Consider the following 14148-nt stretch of genomic DNA (forward strand, 5'->3'; position numbering starts at 1 on the left):
TGTCTTGTAAGGCCATCATTGCGGCTCGTAAAGACAGCCGGACTGTCATTTCTATCAGGTGTTTTGTGCGTCATGGCGATGCTCTACTCAAGTTCCAGTTCCAGCGTTAAGGGACTCACCAACTTGATGGAACAAGCTCATGACGCAGACACACAGTATTTCTACCCCTAGGTCACTCGATCCGACATTTGCTCGCAATGGCGTGTTGACGTTACCGATACCCGGCATCGCGGGCGACGAAGCGGCGGCGGTCTTGGCGCTCCCCGATTCAAAATTTCTCGTGGCGATACCCTTAACGGGAGCGAATGCCCCGGTTGCCATTGCAAGGCTGAATGACGACGGTTCGCTGGACGAGACCTTCGGTCCGGCGCGCAGAGGTTTCGTTGAAATAGCGCTGGAAGGGGCTCGGATCAGCTATGTCTCCGGTCTCGATGCGCTCGAGGATGATGGTTGGCTGATACGCCTTCAGTATTTCTCGACTACCTCCGATGACGTTGGCCTCGCACTGGTCCGCCTGAAAAAGACCGGTGAACTGAACGAAACGTTCGGCACCAACGGCGTGCGGTTCATCTCCCATTATGGCAACCCCGACCCCGCTAGCGTGCCGCGCAAGACCAGTCGCCCGACCGGCAGATCTTCCCAGATTGCTCACGCTTCATTACGGTCAACGGCCCTGAAGGTGGGCGGCAAAATCGTCCTGCTTCATCTCGTGTTTTTTGCTGATGCGCCATTGCCAGTGGGCGTTGTGATACGTCTGCAAGCGGATGGCTCCCTCGATCGATCATTCAACGGTTCGGGCTATGTGGTTGTGAATGTCGCCACATCGAATAACGTCTCCGGTATCGCCGTTCAAGCCGATGGCAAGGTGCTGGTCTGCGGTGCATACCAGGACGAATCGGGAGGCCGTGGAGTTTTTCTGGCGCGTCTGGACACAAATGGCGCACTGGACAGTCAGTTCAACGGCGGCGTGGCCGTGTTGATTCCCGACGACGAAGGCGAGAGTTTTCTGCAATCGATTTCGGTACGTGAAGGCGATGGCAGGATTATCGTCGCGGGCCGAGCCTTGCGTAGTGGCCTTGAAGGTGGGTTGATCGCTGCGTTCACGACCAGCGGCGCGGCAAACCTTGTGTTCAATGGCGGCAAGCCGCTGTTTTCGCCGTTACTGAAAGGGTTGGCGTGGACGCATGCCTCGCAGGTGGGTGGTTCGATCGTTGTTGTCGGTCACGGTGAATCAGCCATGGTGACGGCGCGTTTTCTTGCTAATGGAAAACCGGATACGGCTTTCAACGGTACGGGGCATGCGCTGTTTGAAGACAGCGCAGGGGCAGCCTTTGCGCGAGGTGTGGCCGTCATGGGGGACAGCCGGATCGTGGTGTGCATCGAGCTATCCGTCCATTCTGATCTTCCCAAAGTCCCAGGGCGCTTCGTGCGCTATCTGGCGGGCACGTCACTTTTGAATAACGATCCGACTTTTGGCGACGCCGGCATCCTCAGATTTCCATTCCCGGGATTCTCGGGATATGACGTCAGGGCGCTGCTGGCGCTGCCGCAAAACAAATTGCTGGTCGCCGTTCGCCTTTCAACGCCCGGTGCGCCTACGCGGATCGTTCGCCTGCTTGAAAACGGTGCTCTCGACTCGGCTTTCGGTGGAGAAGACTCCGGCTATGTCGAGATCAGGCTGAAAGAAATTTTTTACATGAGCCGGATCCTCGGGTTTACACCGCTGAGCGATGGCGGTTGGCTGGTTGGTGCTCAGTACTCGGAAGAGGGCGCGACTAACTCGACGGGCCTGGTGCTGGTCAGGCAGCGCGAGGACGGGCAACTGCAAACGTCTTTCGGGGAACAAGGTGTGCTTTATCTTCCCTACGATAAGATGGGAGGAGGCGCATATTCCGAGGTGGTGCACGAGTCTGCCAGCGATGCCGCAAGGGCTGGCGCAGCAGGGATGGCTGCTCAGCAACTGGACGAAAAAATCGTCGTAGTCAGTACCATTGCAGATGCTGCCGGAAGGGCAAAAGGTATCGTTCTGAGGTTCGAGCCGGATGGCTCGCCCGATAAGACCTTCAACGGCACAGGCATTGCATTCATAGAACTTGCAGAGATTTCGCCTTCGGACATCGTTGCGCAAGCGGTCGCGACCCAGGCTGACGGCGCCGTGGTGATCTGCGGCAATTATTTCGCGGTGAGTAAGCCTGGCGCCTACGTGACTCGTTTCGATGCCACGGGCAAGGTTGACACGGGATTTGGAAGCAAAGGAGCGGTGTATGTGCCCCACGATGAATGGATCAGTCTGGACGTTGCGGCAGTAGTCGATGACAAAATCGTTGTGGCCGGCGGTGCGGCGGTGGAGGGCGTTTCTCATGGCTTGATTGCGGTGCTCAATCTCAGCGGCTCCTACAATCGGGTGTTCAATGGTGGTCAACCGCTAATATCTTCGCCTGTCTCTCAAGGCGTCAGATGGTTGCATTGCGTGCCGCGTGCGGACGGTTCAGTCATCGTTTGTGGTAGCAGTGGCACTGGCGCGCTTGATGAGAGTCTCAGCGCGGTCACCGCACGCTTTCTGGCCGATGGTTCTCCGGATCCTTCTTTCTTTGGTACGGGATTTACCGTTTTCAATGAAAGCGCGGGTTTCGAATATCCACACGGCATGGCCGTAATGGATGATGGCCGCATCGTGGTGGGCGGAGTGTATTTCACCGACTTCGGGTACGAAAAAGGCTGGGTGATCCGTTACCTTAACAAGTCGGATTAAGCCGGGGCGTTGGGTACATCGCGGGCAAGCGTCGCTCCAACTGGAGGTCGCTTGCCCGTTTTGCTTTCAGCCCTGACTGAACTGCGAAGCCAGTTCGCGCAGCAGGACTTCGGCCTCAAGCACTTTGCTGACCACGTCGTTGGCTTTGTCGCGAGTCAACCCCACGCGCTCCAGCAACGCATCCGGAATGTCTTCATCCGGCCCGGAGCCAATCCCGCGGCTGCGCAGCAGGCGCACGGCCAGGCAGACGAGGTTCGGGTATTCGGCGTAGGCGCCGTCGTAGCTTGGGTCGTGCTGGAAGCGCAGGGCGGTGGCCAGTTCATCGGGCATGTCCCAGTAGCGCATCAGCCACGAGCCGATCTGTTCGCGGCTGATACCGAGCAGGTGTTGCTCGATGTAGCTGTGGCACAGGTGCGGGTTGACCTCCAGGTGGCGGCAGATCAGCGAGAAGTGCGGCGGGAACACGTGGGCCAGCAACAGGTAACCGAAGTTGTGCAGCAGGCCGGCCAGATAGGTCAGGCCGGCTTCCGGGCGCTGGGCGCGCGGCATGGCGCGGGTCAGGCCTTCGATGACGGCGGCGGTGTAGATCGACTGCTGCCAGTACGGCGTGGTGTGTTGCGGGTGGTCTTTGGGCAGGCTCAGGGTCTTGCCGAGGGCCAGGCCCAGCGCGAGGTTGATCACCAGATCGAAACCGAGCACGCGAACGATCGCGTCTTCCACCGAACGAATCTTGCCTGGCGAGGCGTAGTACGGCGACGCTGCCCAGCTCACCACTTGCGCGGCCAGCGCCGGGTCGGTTTCAACCACGCCGGTGATGTCATCGATGGTGGCGTTGGGGTCAACACGCAACTTGATGATTTTTTGCGCGGTTTCGGCCAGCGGCGGAATCTCGATGGTCGCTTCCAGACGCTGCTGAATGCGCCGCGCGGTGAACGCTTGCACGGCCTGGGTGATTTCCTCGCGGTCATCGTCCGGGCGATCAAGGTTCGGGCGGATGCTGCTCAGGGCTTCGCCGAAATTGGCGGCGCTGGCCTTGGTCAGCATGGTTTTGAAGTCTTCGCTGGCGATTTCCAGCAGCAGGCCCGGCTCGCCGGAGTTGATCAGCAACTTCGGTTCACGCAGCAGGCTTTCTTCGTAGAGGCACGGCGAGCTGGTCAGCGCTGGCAGGCCCGGCAGCAGGCTCAGGCTGTGTTTGCCGAGCATCTTTTCCAGGCGCTCGGTGGACACGGCGGTCAGGCGCCGGCCCGTGAGTTCGGCGAGGCGATTGAGATCCAGCAGCTGGCTCTGTGGAAACAGCACCATCAACGCGCCGACGGCGTCGTCGAGCAACACGGCTTGTACCTTGCGCGAGGCATTGAGGCCGTGGTGATCGAGCACTTCTTCGTAGGCAACGCCCAGCTTGTTGAGCAGCAGCCGAATAACAGACGGAGCGTGCGGAGATTCGGGGGCGAGAGCAGCTTCGGTCATGGTCTGTATCCGTTTTTGAAACAATGGCAGGAGTATAACCAGCTCTGTCGGAACGATCCTTCAGAAACTGCGACGGTGCTCACACTTGGCCGTATTGCTGCCCATGGCGCAGCCAGCGGTCGAGCAATGGGCTGACGTGGGTCGGCCAGCGTTCCAGTAGCGCTTGCGCGGCGTCGCGGACGGCAGGCAGCAGGTCGGCGTCGCGCATCAGGTCGGCGACCTTGAATTGCAGCAGGCCGGTCTGGCGAGTGCCGAGCATTTCCCCGGGGCCGCGCAGTTCGAGGTCTTTTTCGGCGATGACGAAGCCGTCGTTGGTCTCGCGCATGATGCCCAGACGCTGGCGCCCGATCTGCGAGAGCGGCGGATGGTAGAGCAGCACGCAATGGCTGGCAGCGCTGCCCCGACCAACGCGGCCGCGCAACTGGTGCAGTTGCGCGAGGCCAAGACGCTCGGGGTTTTCGATGATCATCAGACTGGCGTTGGGCACGTCGACGCCGACTTCGATCACCGTGGTCGCGACCAGCAGTTGCAGGTTGCCAGCCTTGAATTCGGCCATGACGGCGGCCTTCTCGACGGGTTTCATGCGCCCGTGAATCAGCCCGACTTTCAGCTCGCCGAGGGCCAGAGTGAGGTCTTCAAACGTGGTTTCGGCGGCCTGACAGGTCAGCTCTTCCGATTCTTCAATCAGCGTGCACACCCAATAGGCCTGACGGCCCTCGGCGCAGGCACCACGCACGCGTTCGATGACTTCGACGCGGCGGGTGTCGGTGACCAGCACGGTGTTAACCGGCGTTCGTCCGGGTGGCAGTTCGTCGAGGATCGAGGTGTCGAGGTCGGCGTAGGCGCTCATCGCCAATGTCCGTGGAATCGGCGTGGCGGTCATGATCAGCTGGTGCGGGCACATGCGTCCGCCGACGCCTTTCTGCCGCAGCGCCAGACGCTGCTGCACACCGAAACGATGCTGTTCGTCGATGATCACCAGCGCGAGGTTCTTGAACTGCACTTCGTCCTGGAACAGCGCGTGGGTGCCGACCACCATCGGCGCGCCGCTGGCGATCTGTTCCAGCGCGGCGACGCGGTTCTTGCCCTTGAGCTTGCCGGCCAGCCACGCCACTTCAATGCCCAGCGGCTCGAGCCAGCGCTTGAAGGTGATGAAGTGCTGTTCGGCGAGGATCTCGGTCGGCGCCATCAGTGCGACTTGATAGCCGGCCTCCAGTGCTTGCAACGCGGCGAGCGCGGCGACCACGGTTTTGCCGGCGCCGACATCGCCCTGAATCAGGCGCAGCATCGGTTCGTGCTGACTGAGGTCGTAGGCGATTTCATTGCCGACGCGCTGTTGCGCACCGGTCGGGTTGAAGCCGAGGTTGGCCAGATATTTCGGCGGCAGCTTTTTCGCTTTCGGCATGGCTGGCGCGCGCAGCGAACGCATGCTTTCGCGCAGACGTTGCTGTGAAAGTTGGTGCGTCAGCAGTTCTTCGAAGGCCAGACGATGCTGCGCCCAGTGATGGCCGAGGGCGAGTTCATCGACGTCGGCATCGGCGGGCGGGTTGTGCAGATAGCGAATCGCATCGGCCAGTGGCGCCAGTTGGTAGTCGCGGGCCAGTTCGGTCGGCAGCCAGTCGGGCAGGGTGTCTGGCTTAAGCATTGTCAGCGTCTGCAGACACAACTGGCGCAGACGCGCTTGGGTCAGGCCTTCGGTGAGCGGGTAGACCGGGGTCAGGGTTTCATCCACGGGCGGCGGTTCGTCGCCGGTAATGGCGCGGTATTCCGGGTGGTAGATTTCCAGTCCTGACGCACCGGGCCGGGCTTCGCCGTAGCAGCGAACGCGGGTGCCGCGCTTGAGGCCTTCTTTCTGCGCGTTGCTGAAATGGTAGAAGCGCAGACTGAGGCCGCCGGTGCCGTCCTGCAAACGCACAACGAGGCTGCGCCGGCGGCCCATGACCACGTCGGCGCCGCTGACGGTGCCTTCGACCACGGCGTCTTGCCCCGGCCGCAGCGCGCCGATCGGCACCACGCGGGTGCGATCCTGATAACGCAGCGGCAGGTGAAACAGCACGTCTTGCAGATTCTCCAGGCCGACCTTGGCCAATTTCTCGGCCATGGCTTCGCCGACACCCTTGAGTACCGTCACCGACACTTGCGACAGCTCCGTCATGACGCTCGCTTAACCGGCTGTAACCGGTGCCGCTGGCTTGGCCACCGAACACAGGCGAATGGAGTCGGCGAGGATCTCGATGGCTTTGGGCCGTGGGAAGCTCGCGCGCCAGGCAATGGCCACGGTGCGGAACGGCACCGGCGGCGACAGCGGACGCACTTCGATCACGCCGGGGGCGTAGTGATGGCTGTCGACGGCCGACAACGGCAGGATCGAGATGCCCAGACCGGACGCAACCATGTGCCGAATGGTTTCCAGCGAGCTGGATTCGACCGTAGTGTGCTTGGCGCCGTCGTTGCCCTTGGTCAGGGTCGGGCAGGCTTCCAGCACTTGATCGCGGAAGCAGTGGCCTTCACCGAGCAGCAGCAGGCTCTTGTCGTTGAGCAGGCCGGCGTCGATGGTTTCTTTCTGTGTCCACGGGTGTTGGGCCGGCATCAAGACGTAGAACGGCTCGTCGTAGAGCGGTAGGGTCAGCACGTCGGCTTCGTTGAACGGCAGGGCGATGATGATCGCGTCGAGCTCGCCGTTGCGCAGTTTGTCGCGCAGCACGTGGGTGAAGTTTTCTTCGATGTACAACGGCATCTGCGGGGCGACCCGGTGCAGTTGCGGAATCAGGTGCGGGAACAGGTATGGGCCGACGGTGTAGATCGCGCCGACTTTCAGCGGCGCGGTCAGCTGGTTCTTGCCGGCCTGGGCCAATTCGCGGATGCCTTGCGCCTGCTCGAGGACTTTCTGCGCCTGGGCGACGATGCCTTCGCCGACCGGGGTCAGGCGTACGGCACTTTTGCTGCGCTCGAAAATCAGCACACCGAGTTCGTCTTCAAGTTTCTTCACGCCCACCGACAGGGTCGGCTGGCTGACGTGGCAACGTTCGGCGGCGTGGCCGAAATGCTGCTCTTGGGCGAGGGTAACGATGTAGCGTAATTCTGTGAGGGTCATAGCAAGCGTCCATGAAGATGCGGGCCAAGCATACCGGCTGCAATCGATAGACGCACGTTATCAGACTGAGCGCTCAATGCGACTACGGCATAAAGCAAAAGATCGCAGCCTTCGGCAGCTCCTACATTGGAATGCATTTCCCTGTAGGAGCTGCCGAAGGCTGCGATCTTTTGATCTTGCTACTTAACGGCGGCGTTCGAGGGAGTAAACAAACGGCGCAACAATTTCGATCGAGCCGTTGTTGAGCATGTCGGCCGGTGGCTTGGGCAGCGGCTGCGCACGACGGATCATTTCCAGGGTAGCCCGGTCCAGATCGGCGTTGCCCGAGCGGCCCACCAGTTCGAACGACAGCACATTACCTTCGGCGTCCACCACGAAGCGCAGACGGTTCAAGCCTTCCTTGCCCCGCGCCTGTGCACTTTGCGGGTACTTCTTGTACTTGGCCAAATGCGCAAGCAGAGTGCCTTGCCAACTGGCCTTGGCTGCCAACTGTGCCGGCGACGGGCCGGGCGCCGGTGCAGCGGATTTCTCCGTCGGTGCCGGGGTCGGCGGTGTATCGGCCGGCTTCTCCTCGGAAGGTTTTTCCTTCGGTGGATCAGGCAGCTTCTTCTCGACCGGCTTCGGCGGTTTAGGCTTGGGCTTCGGCTTGGGTTTCTGCACCGCGATTTCCGCTTTCGGTGCTTCGGCCAGCTTCGGAATCGGCAACTCTTCAACCGGAGCCGGTGGCTGCGGCGGTGTGACGACTTTCGGCGGAGCAGGCGGTGGCGGGGCCGGAACCGGGGCCAACTCGACCATCATTGCCTGCGGTGGCAATTCGATGGGCGGGCGGGCGGTCCAGTTCAGCGCCAGCGCGATGGCCAGCGCGTGAACGCCCAGCACCACGGCCAGGCTACCGCTGTAACGCGTCAGCTTATGGCGCGTCGTGATCATTTCTTGGCTGCCGTCTCAAGTCCGACCAGACCGACCTTCAGGTAACCGGCGGAGCGCAGTTTGTCCATCACGCTCATCAGGTCGCCGTAATCCACGCCTTTATCGGCCTGGAAGAAGATGGTGGTGTCTTTCTTGCCCTGGGTCTTGGCGTCGAGAACGGCGCCAAGGGTTTCGGCTTTGACTTCATCGTCGCCGATGTACAGGCGCTGGTCAGCCTTGACGCTGAGGAACACCGGTTTCTCTGGCCGCGGTGCCGGTTTGGCGGTCGAGGCAGGCAGGTCGACTTTGATGTCCACGGTGGCCAATGGAGCGGCCACCATGAAGATGATCAACAGCACCAGCATCACGTCGATGAACGGCGTGACGTTGATTTCGTGGTTCTCGGCCAGATCGTCGTCTGCGCCTTCTTTCAAATGCAGGCCCATGGCCGATTACCCCACTTTGACCATGTGCGGCTGCGAGCTGCGCTCAGGCTGGTGATCAAGGTCACGGCTGACCAGCAGCAGCACTTCTGCCGAGGCGTCGGAAACCTGCGCCTTGTAACCGGCGATGGAGCGGGCGAAGACGTTGTAGATCACTACGGCCGGGATCGCGGCAACCAGACCCAGTGCGGTGGCCAGCAGCGCTTCAGCGATACCTGGCGCCACGACGGCAAGGTTGGTGGTCTGGGTTTTGGCGATGCCGATGAAGGAGTTCATGATGCCCCAAACGGTACCGAACAGGCCGACAAACGGTGCGGTGGAACCGATGGTGGCGAGGACGCCGGTGCCGCTGCTCATGTTGCGACCGCAGGCGGCAACCAGGCGCTCGAGACGGAAGCTCACGCGTTCCTTGATGCCTTCTTTCTCGCGGCTGTTGACCGACAGGCGCATTTCTTCGAGCGCGTCGTGCACCAGCAGGTTGGCGAGGGTGCCTTCCTTGCCGGCGGTGGCGCTGGCTTCTTTCAGGGTGGTGGCTTTCTTCAGGGCGGCAATTTCGCCACGCAGACGACGCTTGGCGCCCATCAGCTCGAAGCCTTTGGCGATCCAGATGGTCCAGGTGATGATGGAAGCGATGGCCAGACCGATCATCACGATTTTCACGATGATGTCTGCGTTCTGGTACATGCCCCACGGCGACAGGTCGTGGGCCATGCCCAGGCTGTTGTCGGCTTCGAGAACTTCAGGAACGTCGGCAGCGTCAACCGTTTGCACCGGATCGGTAGCGGCCGGGGCAGCCGGAGCGGCGGCTGGTGCGCTTTGCTCGGTGGCGGCTGGCGTTGCAGGTGCTTGGGCGTCGGCGAAAGCGGCGGTCGGTGCCAGCATCAGGCTGAGCAGCAGCGCTGCCACCGCGCTCCAGGCGCGAGGTCGATTGGTTGGCGAAGCGGAGGTTTGATTACGTGTCATGCTGGCCGGACCTGAGATAGAAAAACGGTGATGCTCTACCAGGCCTCGTAAGGCCGAGAACAAAAGTGGCGTGCATTATTGCAAGTAATTCTTGTTAACAAAAGTAATAGAGTATCTTTTTTTCTTGCATTGCTAGCCGTTCGTCCTTTGCCAGCGCTAGTCTGTGCCTTTGCGATAGGAGTTTTTTGATGTCCGCGCCTTCTGTTTTGATTGCCGGTTGTGGTGATGTCGGCAGTCGTCTGGCCAAGCAATTGCTGGCGGCTGGCTGGGAAGTTCATGGCCTGCGCCGGGATGTTTCGAAGCTGCCTGCTGGGGTGATCGGCGTTGCCGGCGACCTGTTCAACGAAGACTGCCCGGCCACCTGGCCGGTGGGGGCAGTGGACTATCTGGTGTATTGCGCCGCGGCTACTGATCACGATGAGGCCGGTTATCGTGCGGCTTATGTGCAGGGTTTGCAGAATGTGCTGAGCTGGCTGGATGACTATGGTCAGGTGCCTGAGCAACTGATCTTCGTGTCCAGTAGCAGTGTTTATGGCCAGCAGGAGGGTGAGTGGGTTGACGAAGCATCCGAGACGATCGCTGCCGGTTATTCCGGGCGGCTGATGCTCGAAGCGGAGCAGGTTGCGCTGAACAGTGGCATTCCTGCGAGCATCCTGCGCCTGACCGGGATCTATGGCCCGGGTCGGGAATGGCTGCTGACTCAGGTGCGTCGCGGTTATCGCGTAGCCGTCGAGCCGCCGCTGTATGGCAATCGCATTCACGCCGATGACGCGGCGGGACTGTTGGCGTTTCTGCTGGAAAAGTCACGGCAGGGCGTGCAATTGGAGAAGATCTACATCGGTGTCGACGATGCACCGGCACCTTTAGCTGAGGTCGTGGGCTGGCTGCGCGAGTATCTGGGCGTTACCGAATGGGCCGACGACGCCAGCGTTCGCCGTACCGGCAGCAAACGCTGCAGCAATGCGCGGGTGAAGGCGCTGGGCTGGACGCCTGAGTACCCAAGCTATCGCGAAGGTTACGCTGCGATCCTCGAAGGTAAATGCTGACTTCCTGACACCCCAAAAACAAATGTAGGAGTGAGCCTGCTCGCGATAGCGGTCTAACATTCAACACTTATGCTGACTGTTACACCGCTATCGCGAGCAGGCTCACTCCTACAGGGGATCTCAGCGGATTGTGGTCCGGGTTACTGCTTCTCCAGCAACCACTTGCGCTCGCCCGGCGTGTATTGCGGCATTTCGTCTGCCAGTGCCGTGTTCACAGCCTGGAATATTTCCAGTTCCTTGCCCTTGCGCGCAAAGATGTAGGCATTGCCCTGACCGTTGAGCTGCAACCACATGTTGTCGTTGGTGCTGCTCATCGACGCGCAGTCACCCGCCAGACACAGGGCATAACGATCAGCCCCCGGCAGCCCGGAGACCTGGCCATCAGCCTGGAACTGCACAGTGCCGCCTTCGCCCTGACCGCTGGCGATTGTCCAGTTGCCGCCCATGTACGCGGAATACAGTGCACGTTCGAAACTGGCACCGATCGGTGCACCTTCCGGCACCGGAATCTGTGCACGGTCGAAAACCTGCTCCGGTTCGTTATCGCTGGCGGCTTGCTGCAGCTGCCCGCCGTCGCGTTTCAGCTCACTGGCGGAGCTGCCATAGAAGTCGACTTTCCAGGCGCCGGATTTTTCACCCAGCAGCCGTCCTTCGACGTTCTCAAAACCGTTGGTGTAGCGGGCCTGACCGGCCTTGGTGTTGACGTCCCACTCAAGGTTCGGGCCGTAAGCCTGAAGCGCTTCGCGCAGGGGTCCGCCCTTGGCTGCAGCATCAATCGCCACCTGGTTGATCCAGGTGCCGCTGATATCACGGTCGGCAGGGTTGCTGGCGCAGCCGCCGAGGAAAATGGCGAGCAGCGGGAGAGCTAGCGCTTTGCGCATGGTGGAATCCTTTCAAAACCTTTTCTTGCAGCAGTCGGCGCGGCGGTTGAAGGCCGCGCCGTGCGCATCACTCGATGACCAGAATGGCATCCATTTCAACCTGCGAACCCTTTGGCAGGGCGGCAACGCCAATGGCGGCGCGGGCCGGGTATGGCTGGTCGAAGTACTTGCCCATGATCTCGTTGACCTTGGCGAAGTGACTCAGGTCGGTGAGGAAGATGTTCAGTTTGACGATGTCCTTGAACGAACCGCCGGCCGCTTCGGCCACGGCTTTGAGGTTCTCGAACACCTGGACGGTCTGGGCTTCGAAGCCTTCAACCAGTTCCATGGTTTTTGGGTCCAGCGGAATCTGACCCGACATGTAAACGGTGTTGCCGGCCTTGATCGCCTGGGAGTAAGTGCCGATGGCGGCCGGGGCCTTGTCGCTGGTGATAACGGTCTTGGTCATGTATGACTCCTTGTAATGGTTGAGTTATGCACGCATGCGGGTGATGCGGATCACCCCGGTCAAGGCGCGCAGCTTCTTGATCACGCGGGCCAGGTGCACACGGTCGTGGACGCTGACCACCAACTGGACAACGCTGATGCGACCATCGCGTTCGTCCATGCTGATTTTCTCGATATTGCCGTCGGCCGCGTTGACGCTGCTGGCCAGCAGGGCGATCAGGCCGCGCTGGTGTTCCAGCTCGACGCGCAGTTCGACGTTGAATTCGCCGGTGACATCCTTGGCCCACGAGAGCTGGATGCATTTTTCCGGGTTGTGCCGGATTTCGCTGATGTTGCGGCAGTTGTCCAGGTGCACGACCATGCCTTTGCCCGCCGACAGGTGCCCGACAATCGGGTCGCCCGGGATCGGCGTGCAGCATTTGGCGTAGCTCAGCACCAAGCCTTCGGTGCCGCGAATCGCCAGCGGGCCTTCCGGGCTTGGCAACTGTTCGCCTTCGCCGAGCAGGCGGCGGGCGACCACATAGGCCATGCGGTTGCCCAGGCCGATGTCTTCGAGCAGGTCTTCGATCAGTTCGAGGCGGTACTCGGTGAGCATGGCTTTGACGCGTTCGGCCGGGATCTTCTCCAGCGAACTGTCGAAACCGTTAAGCACCTTGTTCAGCAGGCGTTCGCCGAGGCTGATGGACTCGGAGCGACGTTGCAGTTTCAGCGCATGGCGGATGTGCGTGCGCGCCTTGCCGGTGACGACGAAATTGAGCCACGCCGGATTCGGCCGGGCGCCGGGGGCGCTGACGATCTCGACCGTGGAGCCGCTTTGCAGCGGTTCGGACAGCGGTGCGAGACGACGGTTGATCCGGCAGGCGATGCAGCTGTTGCCGACGTCGGTGTGGACCGCGTAGGCAAAGTCGACCGCCGTGGAGCCTTTGGGCAGCTCCATGATCCGGCCTTTGGGCGTGAACACGTAGACCTCGTCCGGGAACAGGTCGATCTTCACGCTTTCGATGAATTCCAGCGAGTTGCCGGCACGTTGCTGCATTTCCAGCACGCCTTTGACCCACTGGCGGGCGCGGGCGTGAGTGCCTTTCGGCTGCTCGTCGCCGCTGGATTTGTACAGCCAATGCGCGGCGATGCCGTTGTTGGCCATCTCTTCCATTTCACGGGTACGGATCTGGATCTCGATCGGTACACCGTGCATGCCGAACAGCGTGGTGTGCAGCGACTGATAGCCGTTGGCCTTGGGGATCGCGATGTAATCCTTGAAGCGCCCCGGCAACGGCTTGTACAAATTATGTACAGCGCCGAGTACGCGGTAGCAGGTATCGACCTTGTCGACGATGATCCGGAACGCGTAGACGTCCATGATCTCGTTGAAGGCCCGACGCTTGCCGCGCATTTTCTTGTAGATGCCGTAGAGGTGTTTCTGGCGACCGCTGACTTCGCCCTGGATACCGTCGATGGCGAGGCAATGGCCAAGGGATTCTTCGATCTTGTTGACGATTTCCTTGCGGTTGCCCCGGGCGCGTTTGACCGCCTGGTAGATCCGCGCGGAACGCATCGGGTGCATGGCCTTGAAACCAAGGTCTTCGAATTCGATGCGGATCGCGTGCATGCCCAGCCGGTTGGCGATGGGCGCGTAGATTTCGAGGGTTTCCTTGGCGATCCGGCGGCGTTTTTCGCCGGACAGCACTTCCAACGTGCGCATGTTATGCAGGCGGTCGGCGAGCTTGACCAGGATCACGCGAATGTCGCGTGCCATGGCCATGGCCATTTTCTGGAAGTTTTCGGCTTGGGCTTCGGCCTTGGTCTCGAAATTCATCTGAGTCAGTTTGCTGACCCCGTCGACCAGTTCGGCCACGGTTTCACCGAACTGCGCTTGCAGCGCTTCTTTGGCAATACCGGTGTCTTCGATCACGTCATGCAGCATCGCGGCCATCAGGCTCTGATGGTCCATGTGCATGTCGGCAAGAATATTCGCCACGGCAAGAGGATGCGTGACGTACGCCTCGCCGCTGCGACGGCGTTGGCCGTCATGGGCTTGTTCGGCGTAGAAATACGCTCGGCGGACCAGGTTGACCTGGTCGTTGCCGAGGTAGGTCGATAAGCGATCGGCGAGGGCGTCTATGCTCGGCATGATAATTCCTGCCGT

11 protein-coding genes are annotated in these 14148 nt (G+C 61.0%); 2 read left to right on the forward strand and 9 right to left on the reverse strand.

The genetic code is table 11. The annotated features are described in order from the left end of the window. Positions 1 to 139 precede the first annotated feature (139 nt). Positions 140 to 2752 (forward strand): delta-60 repeat domain-containing protein, encoded by a 2613-nt coding sequence (locus PMI23_RS09935; protein ID WP_007920328.1) that lies wholly within the window; start codon positions 140 to 142, stop codon positions 2750 to 2752. A gap of 66 nt (positions 2753 to 2818) precedes the next feature. On the opposite strand, the gene PMI23_RS09940 is transcribed toward PMI23_RS09935, so the two are convergent. From PMI23_RS09940 to exbB, 6 genes are all read right to left on the reverse strand, one after another. Continuing rightward, positions 2819 to 4219: an aminoacyl-tRNA deacylase and HDOD domain-containing protein gene (locus PMI23_RS09940; RefSeq protein ID WP_007920329.1), complete on the reverse strand. Its 1401-nt coding sequence runs from the start codon at positions 4217 to 4219 to the stop codon at positions 2819 to 2821. A 79-nt stretch (positions 4220 to 4298) separates the two neighbouring features. Further along, on the reverse strand, positions 4299 to 6374 hold the full coding sequence (gene recG, locus PMI23_RS09945; RefSeq protein ID WP_007920330.1) for an ATP-dependent DNA helicase RecG: 2076 nt from the start codon (positions 6372 to 6374) through the stop codon (positions 4299 to 4301). A 9-nt stretch (positions 6375 to 6383) separates the two neighbouring features. Then, the gene (locus PMI23_RS09950) at positions 6384 to 7313 is read right to left on the reverse strand and encodes a hydrogen peroxide-inducible genes activator (protein WP_007920331.1); all 930 of its coding nucleotides are present in this window, start codon (positions 7311 to 7313) and stop codon (positions 6384 to 6386) included. Between the two features lie 183 nt (positions 7314 to 7496). Next, positions 7497 to 8243: an energy transducer TonB family protein gene (locus PMI23_RS09955; RefSeq protein ID WP_007920332.1), complete on the reverse strand. Its 747-nt coding sequence runs from the start codon at positions 8241 to 8243 to the stop codon at positions 7497 to 7499. Then, complete coding sequence (gene exbD, locus PMI23_RS09960; protein ID WP_007920333.1) at positions 8240 to 8668, reverse strand: TonB system transport protein ExbD; 429 nt, start codon at positions 8666 to 8668, stop codon at positions 8240 to 8242. Before exbD ends, PMI23_RS09955 begins: the two co-directional genes overlap by 4 nt. 6 nt (positions 8669 to 8674) lie before the next feature. Continuing rightward, entirely contained in the window at positions 8675 to 9628 is a 954-nt protein-coding gene (gene exbB / locus PMI23_RS09965; protein ID WP_007920335.1) for a tonB-system energizer ExbB, read from the reverse strand. Between the two features lie 188 nt (positions 9629 to 9816). Between exbB and PMI23_RS09970 the strand changes: the two genes are divergently transcribed. After that, positions 9817 to 10674: an SDR family oxidoreductase gene (locus PMI23_RS09970; protein WP_007920336.1), complete on the forward strand. Its 858-nt coding sequence runs from the start codon at positions 9817 to 9819 to the stop codon at positions 10672 to 10674. 140 nt (positions 10675 to 10814) lie between these two features. Here PMI23_RS09970 and PMI23_RS09975 read toward each other — a convergent pair whose 3' ends face one another. The 3 genes from PMI23_RS09975 to spoT all read right to left on the reverse strand — a co-directional run bounded on the left by PMI23_RS09975 (position 10815) and on the right by spoT (position 14133). Next, complete coding sequence (locus tag PMI23_RS09975; RefSeq protein WP_007920337.1) at positions 10815 to 11555, reverse strand: hypothetical protein; 741 nt, start codon at positions 11553 to 11555, stop codon at positions 10815 to 10817. Positions 11556 to 11622: 67 nt separating this feature from the next. Further along, entirely contained in the window at positions 11623 to 12003 is a 381-nt protein-coding gene (locus PMI23_RS09980; protein WP_003229509.1) for a RidA family protein, read from the reverse strand. A gap of 24 nt (positions 12004 to 12027) precedes the next feature. Beyond that, complete coding sequence (gene spoT, locus PMI23_RS09985; RefSeq protein WP_007920338.1) at positions 12028 to 14133, reverse strand: bifunctional GTP diphosphokinase/guanosine-3',5'-bis pyrophosphate 3'-pyrophosphohydrolase; 2106 nt, start codon at positions 14131 to 14133, stop codon at positions 12028 to 12030. Between the last annotated feature and the right edge of the window lie 15 nt (positions 14134 to 14148).

This window comes from Pseudomonas sp. GM24 (genome assembly GCF_000282235.1).
Lineage (GTDB): Bacteria > Pseudomonadota > Gammaproteobacteria > Pseudomonadales > Pseudomonadaceae > Aquipseudomonas.

Excerpts from the sequence above, each read along its gene's own strand:
- PMI23_RS09935 (WP_007920328.1), top strand. The coding sequence starts at position 140 with ATGACGCAGACACACAGTATTTCTACCCCTAGGTCACTCGATCCGACA.
- PMI23_RS09940 (WP_007920329.1), bottom strand. The coding sequence starts at position 4,219 with ATGACCGAAGCTGCTCTCGCCCCCGAATCTCCGCACGCTCCGTCTGTT.
- recG (WP_007920330.1), bottom strand. The coding sequence starts at position 6,374 with ATGACGGAGCTGTCGCAAGTGTCGGTGACGGTACTCAAGGGTGTCGGC.
- PMI23_RS09950 (WP_007920331.1), bottom strand. The coding sequence starts at position 7,313 with ATGACCCTCACAGAATTACGCTACATCGTTACCCTCGCCCAAGAGCAG.
- PMI23_RS09955 (WP_007920332.1), bottom strand. The coding sequence starts at position 8,243 with ATGATCACGACGCGCCATAAGCTGACGCGTTACAGCGGTAGCCTGGCC.
- exbD (WP_007920333.1), bottom strand. The coding sequence starts at position 8,668 with ATGGGCCTGCATTTGAAAGAAGGCGCAGACGACGATCTGGCCGAGAAC.
- exbB (WP_007920335.1), bottom strand. The coding sequence starts at position 9,628 with ATGACACGTAATCAAACCTCCGCTTCGCCAACCAATCGACCTCGCGCC.
- PMI23_RS09970 (WP_007920336.1), top strand. The coding sequence starts at position 9,817 with ATGTCCGCGCCTTCTGTTTTGATTGCCGGTTGTGGTGATGTCGGCAGT.
- PMI23_RS09975 (WP_007920337.1), bottom strand. The coding sequence starts at position 11,555 with ATGCGCAAAGCGCTAGCTCTCCCGCTGCTCGCCATTTTCCTCGGCGGC.
- PMI23_RS09980 (WP_003229509.1), bottom strand. The coding sequence starts at position 12,003 with ATGACCAAGACCGTTATCACCAGCGACAAGGCCCCGGCCGCCATCGGC.
- spoT (WP_007920338.1), bottom strand. The coding sequence starts at position 14,133 with ATGCCGAGCATAGACGCCCTCGCCGATCGCTTATCGACCTACCTCGGC.